Annotated in this window: 23 protein-coding genes; 17 read left to right on the top strand and 6 right to left on the bottom strand. The window is 67.9% G+C overall.

Annotated elements, in window-relative coordinates; genetic code table 11:
- Positions 1–2 precede the first annotated feature (2 nt).
- On the bottom strand, positions 3–1424 hold the full coding sequence (gene ngcE / locus ACIA49_RS06010; protein WP_396375990.1) for an N-acetylglucosamine/diacetylchitobiose ABC transporter substrate-binding protein: 1422 nt from the start codon (positions 1422–1424) through the stop codon (positions 3–5).
- 23 nt (positions 1425–1447) lie between these two features.
- Positions 1448–2236, bottom strand: a complete 789-nt coding sequence (locus ACIA49_RS06015) for a sugar isomerase domain-containing protein (protein ID WP_396375991.1) — start codon at positions 2234–2236, stop codon at positions 1448–1450.
- A gap of 267 nt (positions 2237–2503) precedes the next feature.
- Here ACIA49_RS06015 and ACIA49_RS06020 point away from each other — a divergent pair, with 267 nt between their 5' ends.
- From ACIA49_RS06020 to ACIA49_RS06035, 4 genes are all read left to right on the top strand, one after another.
- Complete coding sequence (locus tag ACIA49_RS06020; protein ID WP_396375992.1) at positions 2504–3493, top strand: N-acetylglucosamine kinase; 990 nt, start codon at positions 2504–2506, stop codon at positions 3491–3493.
- A 79-nt stretch (positions 3494–3572) separates the two neighbouring features.
- A complete protein-coding gene (locus ACIA49_RS06025; RefSeq protein ID WP_396375993.1) occupies positions 3573–4103 on the top strand; it encodes an alpha/beta fold hydrolase in 531 nt (176 codons plus the stop codon).
- A gap of 51 nt (positions 4104–4154) precedes the next feature.
- Positions 4155–4727: an ArsR/SmtB family transcription factor gene (locus ACIA49_RS06030; RefSeq protein WP_396375994.1), complete on the top strand. Its 573-nt coding sequence runs from the start codon at positions 4155–4157 to the stop codon at positions 4725–4727.
- Positions 4724–5986, top strand: a complete 1263-nt coding sequence (locus ACIA49_RS06035; RefSeq protein ID WP_396375995.1) for an MFS transporter — start codon at positions 4724–4726, stop codon at positions 5984–5986. The genes ACIA49_RS06030 and ACIA49_RS06035 overlap by 4 nt, the downstream gene beginning before the upstream one ends.
- On the opposite strand, the gene ACIA49_RS06040 is transcribed toward ACIA49_RS06035, so the two are convergent.
- Positions 5928–7256: a hemolysin family protein gene (locus tag ACIA49_RS06040; RefSeq protein WP_396375996.1), complete on the bottom strand. Its 1329-nt coding sequence runs from the start codon at positions 7254–7256 to the stop codon at positions 5928–5930. The two genes, ACIA49_RS06035 and ACIA49_RS06040, sit on opposite strands and share 59 nt — an antisense overlap.
- 132 nt (positions 7257–7388) lie before the next feature.
- On the opposite strand from ACIA49_RS06040, the gene galT reads away from it, so the two are divergent.
- The 5 genes from galT (at position 7389) to ACIA49_RS06065 (ending at position 12679) form a co-directional block, all read left to right on the top strand.
- Positions 7389–8438, top strand: coding sequence for a galactose-1-phosphate uridylyltransferase (gene galT, locus ACIA49_RS06045; RefSeq protein ID WP_396375997.1), 1050 nt, complete (start codon positions 7389–7391; stop codon positions 8436–8438).
- Positions 8435–9562, top strand: coding sequence for a galactokinase (gene galK / locus ACIA49_RS06050; RefSeq protein ID WP_396375998.1), 1128 nt, complete (start codon positions 8435–8437; stop codon positions 9560–9562). The genes galT and galK overlap by 4 nt, the downstream gene beginning before the upstream one ends.
- 116 nt (positions 9563–9678) lie before the next feature.
- The gene (locus ACIA49_RS06055; RefSeq protein ID WP_396375999.1) at positions 9679–10479 is read left to right on the top strand and encodes a M23 family metallopeptidase; all 801 of its coding nucleotides are present in this window, start codon (positions 9679–9681) and stop codon (positions 10477–10479) included.
- Positions 10480–10574: 95 nt separating this feature from the next.
- Positions 10575–12071 carry an IMP dehydrogenase gene (locus tag ACIA49_RS06060; protein WP_396376000.1) on the top strand — a complete coding sequence of 499 codons (1497 nt, stop codon included), beginning with the start codon at positions 10575–10577 and terminating at the stop codon, positions 12069–12071.
- Between the two features lie 362 nt (positions 12072–12433).
- Positions 12434–12679, top strand: coding sequence for a hypothetical protein (locus tag ACIA49_RS06065; protein WP_396376001.1), 246 nt, complete (start codon positions 12434–12436; stop codon positions 12677–12679).
- A gap of 612 nt (positions 12680–13291) precedes the next feature.
- On the opposite strand, the gene ACIA49_RS06070 is transcribed toward ACIA49_RS06065, so the two are convergent.
- On the bottom strand, positions 13292–14104 hold the full coding sequence (locus ACIA49_RS06070) for a DeoR/GlpR family DNA-binding transcription regulator (RefSeq protein WP_396376002.1): 813 nt from the start codon (positions 14102–14104) through the stop codon (positions 13292–13294).
- A 78-nt stretch (positions 14105–14182) separates the two neighbouring features.
- Between ACIA49_RS06070 and ACIA49_RS06075 the strand changes: the two genes are divergently transcribed.
- From ACIA49_RS06075 to ACIA49_RS06100, 6 genes are all read left to right on the top strand, one after another.
- Positions 14183–15310, top strand: coding sequence for a GNAT family N-acetyltransferase (locus ACIA49_RS06075; protein WP_396376003.1), 1128 nt, complete (start codon positions 14183–14185; stop codon positions 15308–15310).
- Positions 15311–15388: 78 nt separating this feature from the next.
- Positions 15389–16048 carry a GNAT family N-acetyltransferase gene (locus ACIA49_RS06080; protein WP_396376004.1) on the top strand — a complete coding sequence of 220 codons (660 nt, stop codon included), beginning with the start codon at positions 15389–15391 and terminating at the stop codon, positions 16046–16048.
- A 71-nt stretch (positions 16049–16119) separates the two neighbouring features.
- Positions 16120–16920 carry a CAP domain-containing protein gene (locus tag ACIA49_RS06085; protein ID WP_396376005.1) on the top strand — a complete coding sequence of 267 codons (801 nt, stop codon included), beginning with the start codon at positions 16120–16122 and terminating at the stop codon, positions 16918–16920.
- Between the two features lie 181 nt (positions 16921–17101).
- Complete coding sequence (locus ACIA49_RS06090) at positions 17102–18064, top strand: CAP domain-containing protein (RefSeq protein ID WP_396376006.1); 963 nt, start codon at positions 17102–17104, stop codon at positions 18062–18064.
- A 205-nt stretch (positions 18065–18269) separates the two neighbouring features.
- Positions 18270–19952, top strand: coding sequence for a hypothetical protein (locus tag ACIA49_RS06095; RefSeq protein WP_396376007.1), 1683 nt, complete (start codon positions 18270–18272; stop codon positions 19950–19952).
- 75 nt (positions 19953–20027) lie between these two features.
- Positions 20028–20294, top strand: coding sequence for a hypothetical protein (locus tag ACIA49_RS06100; protein ID WP_391543575.1), 267 nt, complete (start codon positions 20028–20030; stop codon positions 20292–20294).
- Here the strand turns inward: ACIA49_RS06100 and ACIA49_RS06105 are convergent.
- A complete protein-coding gene (locus ACIA49_RS06105) occupies positions 20291–21232 on the bottom strand; it encodes a GlxA family transcriptional regulator (RefSeq protein WP_396376008.1) in 942 nt (313 codons plus the stop codon). The genes ACIA49_RS06100 and ACIA49_RS06105 overlap by 4 nt on opposite strands.
- 70 nt (positions 21233–21302) lie before the next feature.
- On the opposite strand from ACIA49_RS06105, the gene ACIA49_RS06110 reads away from it, so the two are divergent.
- A complete protein-coding gene (locus tag ACIA49_RS06110) occupies positions 21303–22052 on the top strand; it encodes an MBL fold metallo-hydrolase (protein WP_396376009.1) in 750 nt (249 codons plus the stop codon).
- Positions 22053–22116: 64 nt separating this feature from the next.
- Positions 22117–22443: a lamin tail domain-containing protein gene (locus tag ACIA49_RS06115; RefSeq protein ID WP_396376039.1), complete on the top strand. Its 327-nt coding sequence runs from the start codon at positions 22117–22119 to the stop codon at positions 22441–22443.
- Here ACIA49_RS06115 and ACIA49_RS06120 read toward each other — a convergent pair.
- Positions 22440–23681 (bottom strand): M1 family metallopeptidase, encoded by a 1242-nt coding sequence (locus tag ACIA49_RS06120; protein ID WP_396376010.1) that lies wholly within the window; start codon positions 23679–23681, stop codon positions 22440–22442. The two genes, ACIA49_RS06115 and ACIA49_RS06120, sit on opposite strands and share 4 nt — an antisense overlap.
- Positions 23682–23691: the final 10 nt, after the last annotated feature.

Below are 23691 nucleotides of genomic sequence, written 5' to 3' on the forward strand. Positions count from 1 at the left end.
GGTCACTTGGTGACCGGGATCTTCTTGACGGAGCTGTCGTTACGCACCTTGTCGGTGATCTGCTGCAGGCCCTTGGTCAGGCCGGCGGCGTCGGTCTGGCCGGACAGGAACGAGTTCCAGACCACGAGCTGGTCGGTGTTCATGCCGTACAGGCCGAAGACCTGGTAGTCGAAGATGTTGGTGCCGGCGGCATCCAGCATCGCGGACTGCGACTGCAGCGCGGTCGAACCGAAACCGTCGGCGGGCACCAGGCCCTTGACGATCGTCGGCGCCAGCCGCGTCTTGGCGAAGTTGGTCGCCGCCTCCTTGGACAGCATGGCCCGCAGGAGCTCCTTGCCACCGGCAACGTTCTTGCCCTTGGCCGGGATGATGAACGGCTCGCCGGCCGCGCTGCGCAGCGACTCGTAGGGCAGCTTCGGGCTCTCGGTGAGCGTCGGCTCCGGGATGCCCTTCATGTTGAAGTCCGCCTTGGTGGCCTTCTTCATCTCGTTCTCGATCCACGAGCCCGAGGGGTAGAGGATGGCCTGCTGGTCGTTGCTCCACTTGGCCTGCGCGGCGGTGAACTGGGTACCGGCGCCGCCCGGGACGAAGTAGCCGTTCTTGACCATCGTCTCCAGGGCCTTGAAGATCCCCTGGAACTGCGGCATCGACCAGCAGTTCTCCTTGAGGTTCTCCAGCGCCAGCCGGACGTCGTCGCCACCCTCCTTGATGGCGCCGTCGACGGCCATCGTGTGGTAGTAGGTGGCGGCTTCCTTGCCCCAGACGAACAGGTACTTGCCCTTGGCCTTGGCCTTGGCGCCCAGGTCGAGCAGGGCGTCGTAGGTCTTCGGCGGCTCCCAGCCGTTCTCCTTGAACAGGCTGTCGGAGTACCACAGGCCGTAGAGGGTGAGCACGTAGTTCATCGCGACGAACTTGCCGTCGAAGGTGCCGGGGATCTTGGCACCCGGGTACAGGGTGTCGGCGATCTTGGTGCCCTCGTAGTTGTTGGCCTCGAAGACGTCGTCCAGCGGTGCGAGCTGGTCCAGGATCGTGTTGAAGCCGATCTGGTTCGCGCCGGAGTTGTCGATCAGGTCCGGCGGGTTGCCACCGACGAAGCGCGGCTGCAGCTGCTGGGCGATCTGGGTCGACGGGGCGACCTTGAACGACGAGCCGGCCCACTTCTTCTGCGCGATGTCGGCCGCGAACTGCACGTAGTCGTAGCCGTAGCCACCGTTGAAGATGATGGCCTCGACGGTGGCCTTGTCGGCCAGGCCGAACGGGTTGTCGGCCGACTTGTCGGCGCCACCACCGCTGGTGCCGCTGTTGTCATCGCCACCACCGGCGGCACACGCGGCCAGCAGCGTGCTGCCGCCAGTGGCCAGCAGGGTGCCGACCGCCGCGCGCTGCAGGAACAGCCGCCGCGACAGGGGGTTGGGAGTGGTCATGGGTCCCGCCTTCCGAGAGTGTTTCAGGCAGTACGCCGGATCCGGCCGGCGTACTGTGCTTCGAGGGCGTTGTTGTGCTCGTCGCCGCCCGGGATATTTGCCGACAGGTAGACCGGAGGGGTCTGACCTGCCTCGGTGAGCCGGCGCAGAGTTTCTGCGACCAGCATCTGCGCAATCAGCGCCGCCGTGATGGAAGACACGGCACAGACCTTGCCACCCCCGGGCAGGTCCAGCACGGAGTCGCCGTACGGAGCATGGTTGTCCAGGACGACGTCCGCGAAGTCGATGAGTTTCTTGCCGGACGGGTGCCGCGAGTCCACCCCGGCGGTGTGCTGCAGCGAGGTGATCGCGATCAGCGGGTGACCGTGCTCCTTGACCACGCTGGCGAGCTCGACGATCGAGCCGTTCACGCCGGAGTTGGAGGCGATCACGAACAGGTCGCCCTCGCGGGCGGCGGAGAGTTCGTAGAGCTTGCGGCTGTACGACGGGTCGCGCTCCAGCTCGGCGCTGCGCAGCAGCTCGGCCGGTTCGCCGCCGAGCAGGACGAGGTCCCGCAGCGCGATCCGGTTGGAGGCGATCAGCCCGCCGGCCCGGCCCGCGATCTCCATCGCGAGGGCCTCGGAGTGACCGGACCCGAAGGCCTGGATGACGCCGTTGGCCCGCAGCGAGGTGGCGAACAGATCGGCCGCCTGCTGGATCGGGCCGTCGATCTGCGCGGTCACGGCGGCGAGGATCGGGGTCAGGGCGTGAACAAAGTTCTGCGCGCTGACGCCGGTGTTCTCCCCGGACCCGGCCTGGTCACTGCTGGCCATGTTCGGCCCCACCCCTCGGTTCTCTCTGTGCCGCGACACGCTGTGATGCTCTTTTCATGCCGACAACTGCGCAAGTTTGCGGTTTGCTGGACAGAACTTTTCTCAAGTGGCAGCTAAAGTCAAGGCGCATCCCGCTACGACCCCCAGATCGGGACCGTTGTGTGACCTTGTCCATAGGTGTTCATTGCGATCCCTTTCGAGCAGTTTGGAGCATTGCGTATGTCGGTAGAACGCCCGCTGCCGGAACCTGCGGACTCAGTGGTCTTGATGCCAGCCCCGACCCTGGTCCTGGGTGGTGACCTCGGCGGTACCTCCACCCGGATCGTGATCGCCGACTCTGAGGGCAACGTAGTCGGCCGAGGGGCCGCTGCCGGCGGAAACCCGACCAGCCATCCGACAACCGCCGCGGCCAACTTCGGCCAGGCCCTTCACACCGCGCTGACCGGGGTCGACCCGGCCCGCGTCGAGGCCGCCGTGATCGGGGCGGCGGGCGGCTCGGCCCTCGCCATACCGGAGGTGAAGGCGCAGTTCGACGCGGCCTGGTCCGGTGCCGGGCTGTCGGTCGAGGCCGAGTTCATCGGCGATCTGGAGGTCGCTTTCGCCTCCGGTACGCCGGAACCGGACGGACATGTGCTGATTTCGGGCACGGGCAGCAACGCTGGGTTAGTACAGGACCACCGACTGGTCCGGACCGCCGGCGGCCACGGCTGGCTGCTCGGCGACGAGGGCTCCGGGTTCTGGCTCGGTCGCGAGGCCGTGCGCAGCGTGCTGCTCGCCTTCGACCTGGAGGAGCCGCTCGGCCTGCTCGGCGAATCCGTCCTGCAGTCCTTGCTCCCGGACCACGATCCAGGTGTTTTCGCGCAGCGTGACGGCTTCGAAATCGTGCGTAACGACGTGATCCGGGCGGTGAACAACCGCCCACCGGTCCTGATGGCCGAACTGGCCCGCACGGTGGTCGCGTCGTACGAACACGGTGACAAGACCGCCCAGGCCCTGGTGAAACGCGCAGCCGAATTGCTCATTGAGACGGTCGGCCGGATCAGGACAACGAAGGACACGACCCCGTTGATCCTCGCGGGCAGTGTTGCCGGTGAACAATCTCCGGTCGGACGCCTGTTGCGGGAGGCCTTTCACGAGCAGTTCGCCGGGGAGATCCGGACCGCCCGCGACGGTGTCAGCGGTGCCACCTGGCTCGCCCTCGGCGCCCTCGACCCGGCTCTGGCGACCCAGGAGAACCACACCCGACTGGTCAGTTAGGGACAGGCTGTCGAGCCGAAAGGGTCGGGTCCGACGTATCTCTCACCAGGGCAGGTTCCTCCTTCCTAGTGTGAAAGACATGTTCGAGACCGACGTACGGCTGGAGAGCGGGCGCGCGCTGCATGTGTACGACAGCGCGCCCTGTGACGATGCCCGGCTCGCGGTCGTGACCCTCGGCGTCCCGACGGACACCCTGTACGACGCCGGCGAGTGGCTGGGCATCCGCTGGATCTCCTGCGACCTGCCGTCGACGACCGCGGCCGACGTGACCGCGGTCGTCGATGCAGCCGGGGTCGCCACCTTCGCCGTGATGGGCCACGCCGAGGGCGGTGCGCTCGCGCTCCGTACGGCGGCCCTCCTGGGCGACCGTGTTGAAGCCGCCGTCACCTTCGGCAGCACACTCCCCGCGGACTTCATCCTGATCGCGATCCGGACCCCGGTCCTGCTCTGTCACGGCCTCGACGACCGCGTCGCCCCCGCTGACAACAGCCGCTGGCTCGCCAGCCGCATCGAACTGGCCACCCTCGACCTGCACCCCGGCGCCGACCACCTCTCGATCCTCGACCAGACCGAGCCCGCCCTCGAGTGGATCCGCGCCCACACCGGCTGACATTCCAAGCAATGGCTTGACATTAGATTCGGTGCGGCGCATATTCCAAGCATGTCTTTGGAGAAGCGGACGCGACTGCTGGACGACCCCTTGGCGATCCGGGCGATGGCCCATCCGGTGCGGCTGGATCTGCAGAACCTGTTGGGGCGCGAAGGGCCGATGACCGCGGCCGATGCGGCGCGGCAGTTGGGGATCAGTCAGGCGCTCGCCTCGCATCACCTGCGGCAGCTGGCCAAGTACGACTTCGTCGAGCCGGCGCCGGGCAAGGACAACCGGGAGCGGCCTTGGCGGTTGGTGTCGACGTCGACCTCGTGGCGGGATGCGACTCGGACTCCCGAGGGGACGGCAGCGGCCGACGTACTGGAGCAGTTGCTGGCCGAGCGGGCTTTGGAGTCGCTCGCGGAGTGGCAGCAGCGGCGGCCACACGAGGAACCGATCTGGCGTGATCACGCGGGGATCGGCCGCAGCGGGATCTACCTGACCGGCGACGAACTGGCTGAACTGATGAAACAGATCAACAGCCTGGTCGAGCGGTACGTCGAGGAGCGTCCGATCGACGACCAGTCGACCCGCCCCGAGGGCAGCCGGTACGTCTCCATCACCCAGATCGTCACCGTGCAATGAGGAACCTGTGGGGCGTCCTCGCGCGGCAACGCGACTACCGGCTGGTGCTCAGTGCCGGTCTGATCTCCCTCACCGGCGACTGGCTGCTCCGCACCGGCCTCGCCTTCCAGATCTACGTACTGACCGGCTCGACGCTGGCCTCCGGCGGTCTGTTGCTGGCGTCGTTCGCCCCGACTGTCCTCCTCGGTTCACTGGCCGGCGTCTTCGTCGACCGTTGGGACCAGCGCAAGACGATGATCGTGACGAACGTGCTGAACGCGGCCGTTCTCCTTCCCCTGCTAGCGGTTCGCGGTACCGGGACGATCTGGATCGTGTACGGCGTCGTGCTGCTGCAGGCGTGTTTGCAACAGTTCTTCCAACCGGCCGAGCAGTCACTGATCCCGGTCCTGGTGCAGCCGAAGCAGCTCGTCACGGCGAACGCCTTGAACAGTCAGATCCGCGACCTCGCCCGACTGATCGGCGCCGCGATCGGTGGTGTGCTCACCGCGGCCGGTGGGCTGACGCTGCTGGCGATCGCCGATGCGGTGACGTTCCTGCTCGCGGTCGCACTGCTGTCCGCCGTACGTCATCGGACTTCGCGAATCCGCGAGGTGGTGGAAGCGGCCGGAGGTGCGATCCGGCGGCTGCGCGCCGAGTGGACCGAAGGGTTGAAGTTGTGCGTAGGTAGCCCGGGGATGCGGCTGCTTTTCGTGTACTGCTTGGTGACCGGGCTCGGCGAGGGCATCATGAGCACGCTCTTCGCGCCGTTCGTCGCCACCGAACTGGGCGGTGACGGCAAGGCCTACGGCCTGATCGTGTCGTCCCAGGCGATCGGCGGGATCGTCGGCGGCCTGGTCGCCGCCGCGATCGGATCCCGGTTGCCCGCGGCAACCATGTGGGGTGTCGGCGCCTTCTTCTTCGGTGTGATCGACCTGGCGATGTTCTGCTCACCGCTGGTCTCGGCCAGCCTGATCCCGGCGTTCGTCTGCATGATCCTGGTCGGCCTGCCCGGCGCGTTCTCGATCGCCGGGCTGATGACCACGCTGCAGGGGCTCACCACCGACGGCACCCGCGGCCGCATCTTCGGCGCCATCATGGCCGCCGAAGGTGGCACGGTCCTGATCGGCATCGCCGCCGCCGGCCTGCTCGGCGAGACGGTCGGCATCATCCCGATCCTGGTCTTCCAGGGTCTCGGGTACGTCGTCGGTGGTGTCGTGATCCTCAGTCGGCGACGACTGCTTGCGCCTCGTCAGGAGCCGACTGCCCCTCTGTCTGCGTGACCTGGTGCAGGCGGACCCGGGCGACCCGGCGGCCGTCCATCTCGGTCACCGTCAGCGTGTGATGGTCGACCTGGGCCGACTCACCGACCGCGGGGACCTTGCCGAGCTGGGCGGCGAGGAATCCGCCGACCGTCTCGTACGGACCGTCGGGCAGTTCGAGACCGGTCTCGTCCGCGAAGTCGTCCAGGTTCAGGAGGCCGTCGACCTCCATGTCGCCGCTGCGGAACCGCGTGGTCTCGGGTGATTCCTCGTCGTACTCGTCCTTGATGTCGCCGATCAGCTCCTCGACCAGGTCCTCGAGCGTGACGATGCCCGCCGTACCGCCGTACTCGTCGAGGACGATCGCGAGGTGCGTGCTGCGGCGGCGCATCTCGGTCAGCGTCGGCAGCAGCTTCGCCGTGTCGGGCAGCATCAGCACCTCGCGCGCCAGGTCGCCGACCCGGACCGAGCGCGAGGCGACGGCCGGGTCGAACAGGTCCCGGACGTGCACGAACCCGACGATGTCGTCGGCCGAACCGTTCATCACCGGGTAGCGCGAGTGCGGGCGCTCGGCGGCGAACTTCACTGCCTTGTACGCCGGCATCTCCGCGTCCACGAAGTCGACCTCGGTCCGGGGCAGCATCAGCTCGCGCAGCTGGCGGCTGCCGGCCTCGAACACGTCGTCGACGATCCGTCGCTCCTCCTCACCGAGCGACTCGTGCGCGGAGATCACGTCGCGCAGTTCCTCGTCGGACATCACCTCGCGGTTCGCGTTCGGGTCGCCGCCGAGCGCCCGGACCACCAGGTCCGTGGACTTCGACAGCAGCCAGATCACCGGGCGGGCGCCGGAGGCGATCCGGTCCACCAGCGGCGCGAGGCCGAGCGCGAACGTCTCCGCCCGCTGCAGCGCGAGCCGCTTGGCCGCGAGCTCGCCGAGCACGATCGACACGTAGGAGATCAGCACCGTGATGAGGACCAGCGCGACCGTGGCGGCGACGCCTTCGGGCAGACCGAGGTCCTGCAGGTGCGGAGCGAGGGCGTCAGCCAGCGTCGCGCCACCGAAGGCGGCGGACAGGAAGCCCATCAGGGTCACGCCGATCTGCACGGCGGACAGGAACCGGTTCGGGTTGGCGGCCACCCGGGCCACCGTCTCGCCGCGCTTGCCGCGGTGCGAGAGGGCCTTGACCTGGGACTCGCGGAGCGAGACCAGCGCCATCTCGGCGGCGGCGAACACCCCGCCGATCAGCACGAACACCAGGATCAGGACGATATTGAGAACTGTCTCGTTCATGAGTGCGGAGTCCTAAAGCCCTCTCGTCGACTGTCGAGAGGGCGGGCGTTGGGCGTCGTCGTCCATATCATCAGGGTAGCGGCGGACGGTCCTACGATGCATGTTCGACTTTGTTGGTTTACGATGATTAGCGTGAAGACCCCACGCGGTGTGCGCCGGACGGACGCTCGGCTGTCCGACGGGCGAGAGCTGATCTACTACGACCCGGCCGACGCGCCGGCCCGGGTTCCGCTCGAGGACACCCGCGGCCTGCCCGCGCCGCAGCCCCAGGTCGACCTGCGGACCGACCCGCTGACCGGTGACGTGATCACCTACGCGACGCACCGCAACACCCGGACCTACCTGCCGCCGGCCGACCAGTGCCCGCTCTGCGCGAGCAAGCCGGGCAACCCGACCGAGATCCCGGACCACGACTACAACGTGGCCGTGTTCGAGAACCGGTTCCCGTCCTTCGCCGGTCCCGGCCGGACCGAGGTGCTCTGCTTCACCAGCGATCACAACAGCTCGTTCACCCAGCTCTCCCAGGGCCAGGCCCGGCTGGTCGTCGACGCGTGGGCCGACCGGAACGCCGACCTGAGCGCCCGCGACGACATCGAGTACGTCTTCCCGTTCGAGAACCGCGGCCGCGAGATCGGTGTCACGCTCAGCCATCCGCACGGCCAGATCTACGGCTACCCGTTCATCCCGCCGCGGATGCGCACCCTGATGGCGCAGGCCCGCAAGCACCAGGAAGTTGCCGGCAGCAACCTGTTCGCCGACGTCCTGGCCGCGGAGCGCAAGGAGGGCACCCGGGTCGTCGCCGAGAACGGCAACTGGACCGCGTTCGTCCCCGAGGCCGCCCGCTGGCCGGTCGAGGTGCACCTCTACCCGCACCGCCAGGTGGCCGGCATCGACGACCTCTCGATCGGTGAGCGCGACGACTTCGCCCAGCTCTACCTCGACGTACTGAACCGTTTCGACAGCCTGTACGGCGATCCGCTCCCCTACATCGCCGCCTGGCACCAGGCGCCGGTCCGGATCGACCGCGAGCTCGGCTACCTTCACCTCGAGGTGCTGTCCATCCGCCGGGCCGCCGACAAGATCAAGTACCTGGCCGGTTCGGAGTCCGGGATGGGCGCCTTCATCAGCGACACCCGCCCGGAAGACGTGGCCGAGACCCTGCGGAAGGTGGCTCGCTCGTGAGCTTCGAAGACGTCTTCGGTACGGCGCCCGACGGTACCTGGCGCGCTCCCGGGCGAGTGAACCTGATCGGCGAGCACACCGACTACAACGACGGTGTCGTGCTCCCGATCGCATTGCCGAACCAGATCGTGGTGTCCGCCTCGGCGCGGGACGACGGCCGGATCGCGGTGTCCTCGGTCGGCCACAACGCGGTCATCGAGTTCGCGCTCGACGAGCTCGCGCCGAACTCGGTCGACGACTGGGCGGCGTACCCGGCCGGGGCCGCGTGGATCCTGCGCGAGTCCGGCTACCCGATCGGTGGCGCGAACCTGCTGTTCGACTCCGACCTCCCCTCCGGCGCCGGCCTGTCGTCGTCCGCGGCGCTGCTCTGCGCGACCTCGATCGCACTGCTCGGCCTGGTCGGTGTCGAGGTCGACCCAGCCGAGGTCGCCAAGCTCGCCCAGCGCGCCGAGAACCAGTACGTCGGTGCGCCGGTCGGCCTGATGGACCAGACCGCGTCGATGTGCTGCACAGCAGGTCACGCACTGGCCTTCGACATCCGCTCAGGTTCGCTGGACCAGATCCCGTTCGACCCGTCGGCCTCGGACCTCACGTTGCTGGTGGTCGATGTGAAGGCACCGCACCGGCACGCCGATGGCGAGTACGCGGCACGCCGGAAGAGCTGCGAGAGCGCGGCCGCGCAGCTCGGCGTACCGGCGTTGCGTTCTGTTGCTTTTGATTCTTTGGACGAGGCGTTGGCGCGGCTCGACTCCGAGGTGGATCGGCGCCGGGTTCGGCACGTGGTCACCGAGATCAAGCGGACCGAGGACGCGATCGCGCTTCTGAAGGCCGGTCGGCTGCGGGACGTCGGGGCATTGTTCACCGCCTCGCACGTGTCGCTGCGCGACGACTTCGAGGTGACCGTTCCGGAGCTCGACGTTGCCGTCGATGCGGCTTTGGAAGCCGGTGCTGCCGGTGCCCGGATGACGGGCGGTGGTTTTGGCGGCTGCATCATCGCGTTGACTGCAACGGATTCGGCCGATGCCGTGTTGGCCGCGATCGAGAAAGCCTTTGCGGAGAAGGGTTTCACGGCACCGACCGCAATCGCGGCGACACCCTCCGCAGGCGCTTCGCGAATCAACTGATTGACCTCTTGCCCGTTCGTGCAAGAGTGCTGTACCAGCTCTGGGCACACCTCACATCCCGGCGTACTTTCCCACTAAGGGGAAGGTACTTCTTGGGAAATGAGGGGGTAGGTGCAATGGTTCAGCCTTTGCCTGCCGGAAAACTCGCAGTAGGTACCGGTTGGCGGTATTCCAAGGGCGGCAAACACGCCGCCTTCGACTACCCGGTCAAGATCGGTACGCCGGTCTTCGCGGTCCAGGACGGCGTCGTACTGGACTGTCATGACGGAGTGTCCAACACACCGCAACCGGACGTCGTCGGCGCACCGTCGAACTGGGTGCTGCTCGGAATCACGCACGCCGGCCGCGACGCATCCGTGCTCTACCAGCACCTGTCGCCGAAGCTGCTGGTGAAGAAAGGCCAGAAGGTCAAGGCCGGCGACCAACTCGCGGAGTCCGGCTCGTCAGGTCACGCAACCGGCCCGCACCTGCACATGGCGGCGATGTGGGGCCACCGAACGGCCGCCACTCGCTACGACTATCTGGCGAACATCAGCGCCCGCGAGAAAGCGCCGAACGGAACAGCAGCGAACGACATCTGCATCTTCCCGCCGGACCAGGTCTGCGGGACCAAGAAGGTCGGCCTCGCGCCGGCGTTCTCGTCCGGCGAAGTCTTCCTGGACAAGCTGTCCTTCGGCGTCACGAACTCCGACAGCGTGAAGCGCCTGCAATTCGTGCTGAACAACGTCAAGCTCGTCCACGGCCGCGAACTGAAGCTGACCGGCAACTACGACATCGACACCAAGAACGAAGCCACCAAGTGGCAGATCCAGATCGATCACTGCGTACCGAACACCCGGGCCGCCGACGGCAACATCGGCCCCAAACAGGCGCAGAAACTCTTCGGCCCGAAATACACCCTGAAAGCCCACTCGTAGCCTCCACAGCAGCGGATTGGCGGGTGGGTATGGGCGATCGATAGGGTGCCGGTCACGAACCGCACCCTGTTCGATCGACGGGTCAGGAGAAACAAGTGGCGCAGATCGTCGCCGAGGTATCCAGGACGTTCAACGAATTCCTGCTGCTGCCGAATCGGACCCGCACCGATTGCTCACCGGCGACGGTCGACCTGCGCACGCCGCTGGTCCGGCACCGCGCGGGCGAAAGCTCGGCGTTGGAACTGCAGTCCCCGTTCACGTCCGCGATCATGCAGGCCGTCAGCACGCCCGAGCTCGCGATCGCGTTGGCGCGCAACGGCGGTCTGAGCTTCCTGCACCACAATCAGTCGATCGAGGACCAGACCGCGGCGATCCGCCAGGTCAAGAACTTCAAGGCCGGCTTCGTCACCAGCGACACGAACGTCCGCCCTGACGACACCCTGGGCCTCCTCGCCGACCTGATGCGCCATACCGGCCACAGCACCGCCGCAGTCACCGAAGACGGTACGGCGACCGGCCGCCTGCTCGGCCTGGTCACCTCCCGCGACTTCCACCCCGAACGCCACGACCTCGACGGACCGGTGAGCGGCCGGATGACCGCCATCGCCGACCTGCCTCATGGGCGGCCTGACATCACGCTCTCCGAGGCCAACGCGCGACTGTGGGACGACCGGCTCGACTGCCTCCCGGTCCTGAACGCCGATGGCCATCTGCAGCATCTGGTGTTCCGATCCGACTACACCGACAACAAGCGCTTCCCGAACCAGGTCGTCGACACCGCCAAGCGCCTCCGCGTGGGCGCAGGCATCAACACCCACGACTACCAAGAGCGTGTCCCGGCCCTGCTGGAGGCAGGCGCCGACGTGCTGTGCTTCGACTCCTCTGACGGGTACAGCGACTGGCAGGCCCAAGCACTGAGCTGGGTGAAGAAGCACTACCCGGAGATCCCGGTCGGCGGCGGCAACGTGGTCGACAGCGAGGCGTTCACCTTCCTCGCCGAGGCGGGAGCCGACTTCGTCAAGGTAGGCGTGGGCGGCGGCTCCATCTGCATCACCCGCGATCAGAAAGGCATCGGCCGCGGCCAGGCCAGCGCCGTACTGGATGTCGCCGCAGCCCGGGACGCCTACCGCGACCGCACCGGCGAGTACGTGCCGATCTGCTCCGACGGCGGCCTCGTCCACGACTACCACGTAGCCCTGGCCCTGGCGATGGGCGCCGACTTCGTCATGATGGGCCGCTACTTCGCCCGCTTCGACCAAGCAGCCGGCGCCAAGCTGCCCACCCGCGACGGCTTCGTCAAGGAGTACTGGGGCGAAGGCTCCAACCGCGCCCGCAACTGGCAACGCTACGGCCAAGGCACCCAAGGCCTCATCTTCGAAGAAGGCGTCGACGGCTACGTCCCCTACGCCGGCGACCTCAACGAAGGCCTCGCCCTCACCATCGCCAAACTCAAGACCACCATGGTCTCCTGCGGCTCCACCACTCTGTCGGAGTTCCAGTCCACCGCCCGCATCACCCTGGTCTCCGACCAAAGCTTCCAAGAAAGCCACGCCAACGTAACCCTCCGCGAAGCCCCACCAACCCTCACCTGATGGTCGGGGTCGGGTCCACGGACTGCTTGAGGATTCATAGGTCGACTTCGACGTCTTTGTGGGTGATCACTGCCGGCATATGGGCAGCTGGCATCCGCTGATCCCGCCCGCGACCGACGCCGTGTTGGCCGCGATCGAGAAAGCCTTTGCGGAGAGGGGCTTCACAGTACCCATCGCAATCGCGGCGACCCCCTCCGCGGGCGCTTCACGAATCAACTGATTGTCCTCTTGCTCGTTGGTGCACAGCCCGTCGGTATCGCTGCCGGTGCGGTGGTTGGGGGCGGCATTGGGTACGGGGCCGGTGAATGGATCGGCCGGACGGTAGGGACTTGGATAGCTCTCAGCAAGGTGGATGACAACTGATGAAACTGAAGCGATGGGAAGTCGCTCTTGCGGCTGTCCTGATGGTTTCGGGCCTGATCTGTGTGACCGTGTCCGTGGCTCGGGAAGATGAACTAGCGGGCGATACGAGTTTGTGGTTGACCGTGCTCGGCATGGCATTGATCTGCGTCCCGGTAGGGGTCTTCATCGGTCGGCTGTCGGGTCGGTTGGTCGTGTCGATCATGAAGAACCGACAAGATCATCAAGGCGACCAGCAAGAGCATTGAGCACCGTGGGCGCTCGGCATCTTCGCCGGGCGCCCACGGTGTAAGCCGGATGGCGCCATAGGGGACGACGAGCAAGGCGACTTGGTCTCGAGCGGCACGCGGACCCGGGCGCCTCCCCTGCCAGCGATGACCAGCCATGTACGACGGCCTTCGTCGTGGCTCGCACTCCGGCCACCCAATTCCGGTTCGGCAAGCCGCGTGCACGCGAAGCAGGAGCGGGCTTAGCGGCGGCGGTGGGAATGAACGGTTCGCCGGGACTGCTGTCGAAGGGAAGCGGCGGTAGCCGCGTGGAAGGGTGGGCGGGGCGAACGGGCGGAGCACGCGACGAAGGAGCGCGCGTGCCCGGAGCGGGGGGTCACCCCTCCCACCTCACCCCAGTCCGGACGGCCAGGCACACGCTACCTCCCACCCAAACCGAGTACAGCAAGCGGCGTGCACGCGACGCAGGAGCGGGCTAAGCAGCGGCGACAACCCATGCGCAGTCAGGCGGGACTGCTGTTAAAGAGGAAGCGGCGGCAGCCGCGCAAGAGGGCGGGCGGGGCGAACGGGCGAAGCACGCGACGCAGGAGCGCGCGTGCCCGGAGCGGCGGGGTGTTCAACCGCACCGAGCAGTTACGGGGTGATGATGAGTTCGCAGCCGGTGTCTCGCATGGCTTTGCGGGCGGCGGTGGAGAGGCCGTTGTCGGTGACTATGACGTCCAGGTCGGCCCAGGTGGCGAAGGTGCTGAGGCCTACGGTGCCCCACTTGGTGTGGTCGGCGACTACGACGACCTCGCGGCTGGCGGCGATGAAGGAGCGGTTGGTTTCGGCTTCCATCAGGTTGGGGGTGCTGAGGCCGTGTTCGGCGTCGACGCCGTGGGCGCCGAGGAACAGCAGGTCCAGGTGGAGGGAGCCGAGAGCAGCAGTGGCGATCGGGCCGACGAGGGCGTCGGATGGGGTGCGGATGCCGCCGATCAGGACGACGGTGCGGTCGGAGCGTGAGTTGCCGTGGAAGACGTCGGCGATCCGGGCCGAGTTCGTGACAACTGTCAAGTTCTCGACGCGCAGGAGCTGCCGCGCGAGCGCGTAGGTCGTCGTACCGGCGCCGATGCCGATCGCGCTGTCGGGCTGGACGCGGGCGGCGGCTTCGGCGGCGATGGCTTGTTTGGCGGCGGACTCTTGGGTGAGTTTGGCGTCGAAGCCTGGTTCGTGGGCGCTGCGGAGGCCGACGGAGGTCGCTCCACCGTGCACCTTGTGCAGCAGGCCGCTGGAGTCCAGGGCGTCCAGGTCGCGCCGGATCGTCATGTCCGACACGCCGAACCGGTCGACCAGCTCGGCCACGGTGATCGCGCCGCGACTGTTGACCTCGGCAACGATTGTGGCCTGTCGCTGCGCGGCCAGCTGCCCACCCCGGCCGCGTGGCGGCTCCGCTCCGGCTGCATTCACAGTGTCAGCCTAAACGGAGTTCGCCGCCCTGTCAGGAAATGCCGTTGCCGACGTGGTGACGGCTTGTCACTCTGGAGCATGCGATTCCCCGAGGATGTGCCGGAACTGACCGACGGTGTGGTGACGCTGCGCGCCCATACCCCCGCCGACGTCGACGCGGTGTACGAGATGTGCCAGGACCCGGCGATGCAGCGCTGGACCACCATTCCGGTGCCGTACACCCGGGAGGATGCGGTCTCCTTCGTCACCGAGATGGTCCCGGGCGAATGGCGCACCAAGGGGTACGGCGCCTGGGCGATCGAGGTGGACGGCCGGTTCGCCGGCTCGGTCAGCCTGCACGACGGTGAGGGCGGCGTCGGCGAGATCGGGTTCTCGGTCGCTCCGTGGGCGCGGGGCCGCGGGGTGATGACACGGGCCGCGAAGCTCGCCACGAAGTACACGTTCGACGAGCTCGACTGGCACCGGATGATCTGGCGCGCGTTCGTCGGCAACTGGGGTTCCCGTCGGGTCGCCTGGAAGGCCGGGTTCCGCGGCCTCGTCGTCGTACCGGGTGGTGGTCGTGCACGTGGCGTCCGGTACGACGAATGGGTGGCGACCGTGGGTCGCGACGAGGAGCTGGAGCCGCAGGGCAACTGGTGGACGGTTCCCGTGCTCGAAGGCTCCGGAATCCGGCTGCGGGGGTTCAAGCCGGAGGACGCCCAGAGGGTGCTGGAGGCATGCAACGACGAGCGAACGCAGCACTGGCTGGCCGGGCTGCCGTCGCCGTACGAGCTGCGCCACGCGGAAGGTTTCATCGAGAGCCGTCAGGACGCCCTCGCCTCAGGTGAAGGGGTGTCGTGGGTGATCGCCGATCCGGTCACCGACGAGCTGCTCGGCAACGTCAGCATCTTCGCGATGAACCAGCGGATGGATAAGGAACACGGTGAGATCGGGTACTGGATGCACCCGTCGGCGCGCGGCCGGAAGGTGATGACGAACGCGGTCCGACTGGTGATCGAGCACGCGTTCACGCCGATCGCCGACGGCGGTCTCGGGCGTCGCCGGCTGGTGCTGCTCGCCGCGGTGCCGAACACCGCGTCGGCGCATGTTGCCGAGGCCAACGGCTTCACGAAGGTCGGGATCGGGCGGGCCGCGGCACCCGCTCGTGAGGGGCGCTGGGACGACGACTACATCTTCGAGTTGCTTGCCACCGACCCCCGTCCGTGACCACATCGAGACGGCGAGTTGGTGACAGGCGACACCGTTCCCCTCGCCGTCTCGGCATTCGACTGGTTGAATCGACTGGTGAGAGATCGTGAGGAACTCGTCCGCCGCTGGCAGGCCGGGTGGTCCGTCTCGAGGGGCTGGACGACGGTTGAGGACGACCACGACGGGATACTGACCGTCCGCGCGGGTGAGGACAACCGCGCGATGGAGTACGTCGTCCTGGACGCGGACGACAAACCGGAGCGGGTCGAGCGGGCCGCCGAGCTGGCGCTGGCCGCCCCCGGAGGTCGCGGGGCGGGCTACATCACGCTGGCGACCGACGACAAGGAAGCCCGGGTCGAGCAGCTCGAGGATCTCGGCCTGGAGGTGCAGCGCGACCAGGACTGGCTGATGACGATCCAGTTGTCGGAGCAGCCCGCGCTGAAGCTGCACGAGCGCTACGCCCTGCACACCGAACTCGAGGACGACCTCATCATCACTCGTGCAACGTTGCACGGCGGGGTCGTGTCGAGCGGCCGGATGGCGGTCGTCGGGCCGGACGCGGTGGCGGACCGGATCGAAACCGACCCGGCGCACCGGCGGCGCGGCCTGGGCAGCGCGGTGATGGCCTCGCTGGTCGAGACGGCGGCGGCCCAGGGCGCCAAGCGCGGCATTCTGATCGCGTCGATCGACGGTCTCCGGCTGTACCGCAGCCTGGGCTGGAAGGTGGTGGCCGACGTGGTCACCGCGCGCTGCTGATTGTGAGAGATCTGTAAAGGCGGGATCCCGAAGGGAGTCAGCTCACCACCGGGTGGGCAAGGCTGCTCACCATGACGAACCCTGAACGGTCACCGCGCTCCCGTGTGGCCGGTCCGCTGCTCGCCGCTCTCACCGCTTTGGTCCTCCTGACGGGCATCGGGTGGTTCGTTCTGCGTGACCTCGGTGACCAGAAGGTGACCGGTCAGGAGGAGCCGCTGACGGCGATCCCGACACCGGCCGACGACGCGTCGATGGCCCCGACCGAGATCCGTCCGACGAGTCCGTCGGTGACACCACGCCGTACGACGCCTACTCCGACGCCGACCAAGGCCGTCACCAAGACGCCGACACCGACCCCGACCCGATCCAGTACGGCGCCGAGTCGCGAAGGCACCCGGAAGCCGACCGCCTCGCCGAGCCACAGCGCGACGCCGAGGGCCACGAAGCCGACGAAGACGACCACCACCACCGCCGCCTCGGGCAGTCCGGAGGCGCAGGTCCTCACACTGACCAACGCCGAGCGGAAGAAGGCCGGCTGTGGTGCGCTGCGGACGAACAGCGCACTGGCCAAGGCCGCCGAGGCGCATGCGTCCGACATGGTGAACAAGCACTACTTCGCGCACGACAGTCAGGACGGGCGGTCGCCGTTCGACCGGATGAAGGCGGCCGGCTTCAAGGGCGGCGCGATGGCCGAGAACATCGCTGTCGGTTACACCAGCCCGGCGGCGGTGGTGAAGGGCTGGATGAACAGCCCCGGTCACCGGGCCAACATCCTCAACTGCAGCTACACGATGCTCGGTGTCGGGTACGACTCCGGCCAGGTGAAACCCGAATGGGGCAAGGGTTCCTGGGTCCAGGATTTCGGTGGCTGAAGGCAATCGTCGGACTCGGTCGAGCCCAACCTTCAGAAAGCGTTAAGCCGAGTCGCGGAATTGTAACGGTGACCGGTCGTGTCGGTTAAGGTCGCTGTTCGGTGACCAGGGGGGACCTGGAAGGACCGCGGGGAGACACGTAGTACTCGGAACGACGCACACGAAGAGGATTCGCCCACTCATGACGGATGCGCCAACCCCCCGGCGGCACCGCGGTACCCGACGCGCCCAGAAGAACAAGCGTGGCCTGATCGGCCCGATCGCGAGCGCGTTGTCGGTCCTGGTCGCCATCGGCCCGGTGATCTATCTGATGTCACGGGACAACTCGACGGTCGACGACGCGACGAAGGTGCTGAACGTCTCCGAGGACACCCGGGACAACTCCGGTGGTTCCCTCGTCGACGGCGCCCACACCGGCCCGCTGAAGACCGTCACCCAGACCCTGCCGAACGGCAAGGTCACCACCGCCGTGATCGGCACCGGCGCGAACGGTACGTCGACGACCTCGACCCCCGGCACGCCCGGCGTCACCCCCAGCGGTTCGCCGACGAGTGCGCTGACCACCCCGACCGCGCCGACCACCGGTGTGACCACGGTGATCGTCACCCCGGGTGCGCCGCGGACGATCGAGGGCAGGCCGGGGAAGCCGAAGCCGAGCCGGCCGACGCAACCGACGCCGACCAAGACCGAGACGAGCGAGCCGCCGAGCAACACGCCGGAGCCGCCGCCGTCCGACGGTGGCGGGACCAACGCGCAGGAGCGTGAGGTCCTCGACCTCACCAACCAGGTCCGGCAGCAGAACGGCTGCGGCCCGCTGCGACTGAACAGCGCCCTCGTCGAGGCCGCCGGCCGGCACGCCTCCGACATGGTCCGCCGCAAGTACATGGACCACACCAACCCCGACGGCCAGGACCCGGGCGACCGCATGCGCGCCGCCGGGTACAACGGGAGCAGCTGGGGCGAAAACATCGCCGCCGGCTACTCGACCGCCCAGAAGGTGGTCAACGCCTGGATGAACAGCGACGGTCACCGCGCCAACATCCTCAACTGCAAGTACAACCTGATCGGCGTCGGCTACGACTCCGGGCAGGTGAGCTCCAACGTGGGTCACGGGAGCTGGGTCCAGGACTTCGGCCGCAGCTAGACCGTCGTACCGGGTTGTCATTGTGTCGACGACACCGACAGTGGCGCAGACGTTGTTCGAATGCCACAACGTCCGGCCGATTTCCGGCCGGTCACCGCGGGTAGATCCGTCCTTGTCGAAGTGTCCGGTCCGCTGGTCGGGGCCGGGCGAGACGGTTGATGAGGCACGTCTTGGGGGCGAGACAGTGAAGGGAACAACGACATAAATGTCGTCCGACTCCGGTAGTGGCCGGCACAAACCACGCAGGAAGGCGACCCGCGCCCGGGGCACCCGGCCGGCCGAGGAAACCGCCCCACCGCCCCCGCCCGAGCCACCCCGCTACGCGCCCCGCGACGGCGAGTCCCCCTTCTGGGCCAACGCCCAGCCGCGGACCGACAACCAGGCCTGGGCCGAGACCCAAGCCCGCCTCGAGGCCCGCAACCGGACCGACTCCACCCCGCAGTACGCACCCCGCCCGGCAGTCGACAGCACCGTGCCGCTCAGCACGAGCTCGTCCGGCGGGTGGGTCACCCAGACACCCGCACCAACTCCGACGCCAGCCCCGACCCGTCGATCCCGCCAATCGACGCCGGCCGAGGACCTCGCCGGACTAGGCGCCTGGGCCACCACTCCCCCAGAGCGCCCAGCCGAACGCCCGTCGGCCACCCCTGCGCCGGTCGAGCGCGCATCCGCGTCGGCGCCGGCCGAGACCGCCCGGTGGAAGCCGACCAAACCCGAGACCAGCCGGTACGACGCCAAGCCTGCCGAAACCAGTCGCCTCGACTCCACCCCGACCAGCCGGTACGACGCCAAGCCTGCCGAAACCAGTCGCCTCGACTCCACCCCGACCAGCCGACTCGACTCCACACCCACGGGCCGGTACGACGCTGCTCCGGCCGTGACCGATCGCGTCGAGTCCACACCGGTCACCCCCAACCCGTCGTACACGCAACCGCCGGTGAGCGCGGTCGCGGACCTGCGGACGGCGCGGGGCACGAGCGAGCTGTCAGGCCCACGAACCGCCGCGATCCGCGAGACCGCTGAGCGGGCGAGCCGCCCAGCCCGGCAGGCAGCGGACAGTACGGCGGTCGACGCCGACGGACGACCGCTCTCCCGAACCGCGAGAGGTGAAGGCCCCAAGCGCCGCCCCCTCGTCGCGATAGCAGCCGTGCTGCTCGTCATCACCCCGATCTCGTGGATCCTCCTCCACCAGCCGCAGAACGACGAGGCCGACGCCTCGATCCCGATCAGTCGCGACGACTCCTACGCAACGCCGACCACCAAGCCGGTCGACGCGCCCACGACTCCGCCGAAGTCCCCGAAGACCCCTCCGGTCAGCCCCACCGCCCCGCCGACAGGTACGCCGACAAGCTCCGTCACCCCTACAGCACCCCCCACCGGCGGCCCGACAGACACCCCCACCACCGCCCCCACCACCGGTACGTCGACCACCCCGTCGATCCCCAAGAACACCGACGAACCGCGCCCGACCACCACCCCAACCAACACCCCACCACCTCCGCCGCCCCCGCCCACGGATGACGGCAGCATGGAGAAGGACGAGCTGCAGCTGTTCAACAGCATCAACAGCGCCCGCGTGAACCACGGCTGCCAGCAACTCAAGCGCGACAGCAGTCTCACCCGCGACGCACGCTCTGATGCCAACGAGCGGGCCAGGAACGACACCGTCAACAAGGGCAACACCAGCTCGAGGGCCACCGCCGGCGGCGACGGCATGTCGGCGAGCAAGGCTTACGACGCGATGATGAAGAACAACCCCGACACCGTGCTCGACTGCAGCCTCACCACGATGGGTGTCGGGCGCGGCGACGCCGACTACAAGACCTGCACCCTGCTCCTGTTCTGCTCCACCCACAACCGCGTCGGCTGGGTAGCAACCTTCCGCTGACCACCAAATCTCCCGGTCGCGGGTGTTGGGGGGTGGTTGGTGGGACGATGGGGGGAGGCGACGGCGGGAGGGTGCATGTTCGGGGATCGTGAACGTGGGGACCTGGATCCGGAGCGGCCGGCGCATTTCGGGATTCCACCGGATGCGTTGGCGGACGAGCGGCCCGATCGGCGGCCTGAGGAGGCCAAGCGGATGGGGTTGAGCCGGCATACCGAGGAGGGGGCGGTGCTGTCGTTCGCGTCGGGGCTGGATCGGGAGAAGACCGGGCATCGGTTGATGGCCTGGATCCTGCTGGTGACGTTCGCGGCGCCGGCGATCTACGTGCTGTTCGCGCTGCTCTAGGCGAGGGCGAACTCCTGGCGGTGGCGTTGCGGCGTCGTGCCCAGGACGGCGTGGAAGTGGTGCCTCAACGCCGCGCTACTGCCGAAGCCGCTGGCGGTGGCGACTCGCTCGACCGGGTGGTCGGTGGTCTCCAGCAACAGGCGGGCGCGGTCGAGGCGTTGCTGCAGGAGCCACGCCTGGCCGGAGCTGCCCGTGCGCGCCCGGAACTGCCGCGTGAAGGTACGGCGTGACAGCGCGACCGCGGCCGCCCACTCATCCAGCGATACGGGCTGATCGAGCCGCGCCCGCGCCCACACCATCGCCTTCTCGATCACGTCGTCCCCCGGATCGGGCGGCACCGGCACCGGGATGTACTGCGCCTGCGACCCACTGCGATGCGGCGCGATCACGATGCTCCGGGCCAACTCCTCAGCCGCCTCCACGCCGTACTGCCGCCGTACCAGATGCAGGCAGCAGTCCAGGGAGGCCGCCGTACCGGCCGACGTCATCACGTCGCCCAGGTCCGACCACAGAACGTCGGCCCGTACGACGACGTCCGGCTGCTGTGATTGCAGCTCCGCGGCCCAGCGCCAGTGGGTGACCACCTCACGCCCCGAGGCGATCCCACTCGCGGCCACGAGGAACGAGCCGACGCACAGGCCGAGCACGACAGCACCACGTGCGTGCGCGGTCCGGATCGCGGTCAGCAGCGTCTCGGACGGTACCCGGAACGGCTCCCAGCTCGGCAGGATCACCACGTCGGCCGTGCCCATGATCGACAGGTCGTGCTCCACCGTGATCCCGAATCCGGCGTTGGTCCGGAGCGAACCCGGTTCCTCGGCGCACACGCGGACGTCGTACCGGCGCACCTCACCGCACGGGTCGCCGAGCACCAGCGACGGCACGGAGAGATGGAACGGGCTCATCCCGTCGAAGGCGAGGACGGCGACAGTGTGCATGGCCCGATCTTAAGCAACTATGGCTCCCGGGCCAATGGTCGAGTGGGCCGACCCGGCCGAGGATTGAGCCATGAAGATCACGCATATCGGTGGCCCGACCGCTCTGTTCACGTACGGCGGTCGCACGTTCCTGACCGATCCCGCGTTCGACCCGCCACGCGAGTACACGATGCCGGGCGGCCGGGTGATGACCAAGCTGACCGGCCCGGCGATCCCGGTGGCCGACCTCGGCCCGGTCGACGTCGTACTGCTGTCGCACGACGAGCACTACGACAACCTCGATGAGTCCGGCCGCGCACTGCTGCCGTCAGTCCCCACCATCCTGTCGACGCCCGGCGCCGCGACCAGGATCGCCGGAGTCCACGGTCTCGACGCCTGGGAGACGTACGACGTCGACGGCATCACGGTGACCGCCGTACCGGCTCTGCATGGCCCGGAAGGAGCGGACGCCGTACTGGGTGTCGTCACCGGCTTCGTCCTGCAGGGCGCGGACCTGCCGACTGTCTACGTCTCCGGCGACAACGCGTCGGTCGAGCTGGTCAAGCAGATCGCTGACCGGTTCGGTCCGTTCGAGGTCGCGATCCTGTTCGCCGGTGGCGCCCGAACCGTGCGGATGGATGGCGCCAACCTCACCCTGACCTCCGCCGAGGCCGTCGAGGCCGCTCACCTGCTCGCGCCGGCCACGATCATCCCCGTCCACACCGAGGGCTGGGCGCACTTCACCGAAGGCCCGGATCAGTTCGCGCGGACCTTCGCCGAAGCCGGCCTGACCGATCGGCTGCAGCTTCTGGAACACGGAGTAGCCGCCGAGGTTCGTTGAGCCCTTGACGAACACGGAGCGTGACTCCTAGGTTGAGGGCATCGGGCCGGGGGGAATCTGGCCCATTGCCCGCACCAACGCACACGTCAACGTCGAGTACATCAGCATCCGCAACAACACCACACGTCCGCTGAGCCTGAAGGGCTACCGGATCCGTGACGCGGCCAGCCACGTCTACTACTTCCCGCCGACCTTCACTCTGAAGGCGCGCAGCACCGTCCTGGTCCACACCGGCAAGGGCCGTAACAGCGCGAACCACCTGTACTGGGGTTCCGGCAACTACATCTGGAACAACGAGGGCGACACCGCACGGCTGCAGAACTCGCTGAACAAGGTCATCGACTTCTGCACCTACAAGGCCGTCGCCGGCCGGGCCGCGCTCGCCTGCTAACCGATCCCGTGCCCGCGCCAGAATGACGTCAGGTCAACGGAACTGGCGGCCTGCGCGGCGGCCCTGAAGTCGGCCGGGGTGGACACCCCGTGCCAATGGGCCTTCGCGTAGGACGCCAGCAGGCGCTCCATCGCCGGCGTACCAATGACGCGCTCCAACTCATGCAGCATGCACGAGCCGTAGACATAGACGAACGTCCCGTACGACGTCTGGTGCGCGCCCCAGTAACCCATGTCCCGGGTGATTGCCGCAGGCAACGTTCCGGGCCAGCAACCGACCTTGTCGTCCTTGCTGAAGACATCGGTCGCGTACGTCGCGAACGCCTCGTCCAGCCAGGGATCGGCATACTCGTTGTTGCCGACGATCCCGTACCACCACTGGTGCGCGACCTCGTGCACCACCGGACTCTGCGGCGAGATGAGCAGCACGAACCCCGGGTATTCCATCCCGCTGAAGGTCGTCCACCGGTCGTTCATGACCAGGTCGATCTCGTGGTCGGGATAGGCGCCGAAGCGGCGGCCGAACTCGTCGAGCGAGGCAGCGGCCTCGGCCTGCGCCGTGGCAACCGCCGCCGCGGTGACGGTCGGCGTCGCCCACGTCCGCACCGTCACCCCACCAGGCGACACGCTCTCCGAACTCCGAAAGGGTCCAGCCGCCCAGGCGAAATCCCTGACCTGCTTGGCGATCGCGACCCCGTCAGTCATCACACCGGTCGACGGTACGTCGATATTCCCGGTGTGCGTCAACCGTACGGCGAAGTCCGCGGCAACCGTGTAGAAGCTCTCCCCGAACCCCTGATCGGCCTCGAGATGCCATCCGGCCCCATCCCGCACAGCTAGCACCGGCAGCGCGTTCCCGAAGAAGCTGAACTCCCCCGAACGCCCGAACCGGTCCTCGCGATCCGGCGCAGTCAGCTTCACGTCAAAGCTGATCGACGTCCGCTTCGCCGGCTCGAGTGCCTTCGGCAACGAAAACTTGACCACCGTGCAGTCACGCATGGCCGTGCCACCGGTGACGACCACCGAGCCACACCCGCGCGAATTTCCCCACAGCCGCACGTAGACCTCGGGCAGTGACTGTGTCGACGTGTTCGTGAAGCTGATCCGCTCGTGCCCCGACCATGTCCGGCCGTCCGGCGTACCGGTCAATTGCACGTCGTACGACGGCACTCCCGGCGCCGGCGGTGTTGCCACCAGCAACGAGATAGGGGCTAGCAGCAACACCAGGAGCCGGGGCACAGCTCCGGAC

Origin of the sequence: Kribbella sp. NPDC051587, assembly GCF_044453945.1 — a bacterium.
Taxonomy (GTDB): domain Bacteria; phylum Actinomycetota; class Actinomycetes; order Propionibacteriales; family Kribbellaceae; genus Kribbella.

Coding starts and splice junctions, on each gene's coding strand:
- ngcE (WP_396375990.1), bottom strand. CDS start 1,424: ATGACCACTCCCAACCCCCTGTCGCGGCGGCTGTTCCTGCAGCGCGCG.
- ACIA49_RS06015 (WP_396375991.1), bottom strand. CDS start 2,236: ATGGCCAGCAGTGACCAGGCCGGGTCCGGGGAGAACACCGGCGTCAGC.
- ACIA49_RS06020 (WP_396375992.1), top strand. CDS start 2,504: ATGCCAGCCCCGACCCTGGTCCTGGGTGGTGACCTCGGCGGTACCTCC.
- ACIA49_RS06025 (WP_396375993.1), top strand. CDS start 3,573: ATGTTCGAGACCGACGTACGGCTGGAGAGCGGGCGCGCGCTGCATGTG.
- ACIA49_RS06030 (WP_396375994.1), top strand. CDS start 4,155: ATGTCTTTGGAGAAGCGGACGCGACTGCTGGACGACCCCTTGGCGATC.
- ACIA49_RS06035 (WP_396375995.1), top strand. CDS start 4,724: ATGAGGAACCTGTGGGGCGTCCTCGCGCGGCAACGCGACTACCGGCTG.
- ACIA49_RS06040 (WP_396375996.1), bottom strand. CDS start 7,256: ATGAACGAGACAGTTCTCAATATCGTCCTGATCCTGGTGTTCGTGCTG.
- ACIA49_RS06055 (WP_396375999.1), top strand. CDS start 9,679: ATGGTTCAGCCTTTGCCTGCCGGAAAACTCGCAGTAGGTACCGGTTGG.
- ACIA49_RS06065 (WP_396376001.1), top strand. CDS start 12,434: ATGAAACTGAAGCGATGGGAAGTCGCTCTTGCGGCTGTCCTGATGGTT.
- ACIA49_RS06075 (WP_396376003.1), top strand. CDS start 14,183: ATGCGATTCCCCGAGGATGTGCCGGAACTGACCGACGGTGTGGTGACG.
- ACIA49_RS06085 (WP_396376005.1), top strand. CDS start 16,120: ATGACGAACCCTGAACGGTCACCGCGCTCCCGTGTGGCCGGTCCGCTG.
- ACIA49_RS06090 (WP_396376006.1), top strand. CDS start 17,102: ATGACGGATGCGCCAACCCCCCGGCGGCACCGCGGTACCCGACGCGCC.
- ACIA49_RS06095 (WP_396376007.1), top strand. CDS start 18,270: ATGTCGTCCGACTCCGGTAGTGGCCGGCACAAACCACGCAGGAAGGCG.
- ACIA49_RS06100 (WP_391543575.1), top strand. CDS start 20,028: ATGTTCGGGGATCGTGAACGTGGGGACCTGGATCCGGAGCGGCCGGCG.
- ACIA49_RS06105 (WP_396376008.1), bottom strand. CDS start 21,232: ATGCACACTGTCGCCGTCCTCGCCTTCGACGGGATGAGCCCGTTCCAT.
- ACIA49_RS06110 (WP_396376009.1), top strand. CDS start 21,303: ATGAAGATCACGCATATCGGTGGCCCGACCGCTCTGTTCACGTACGGC.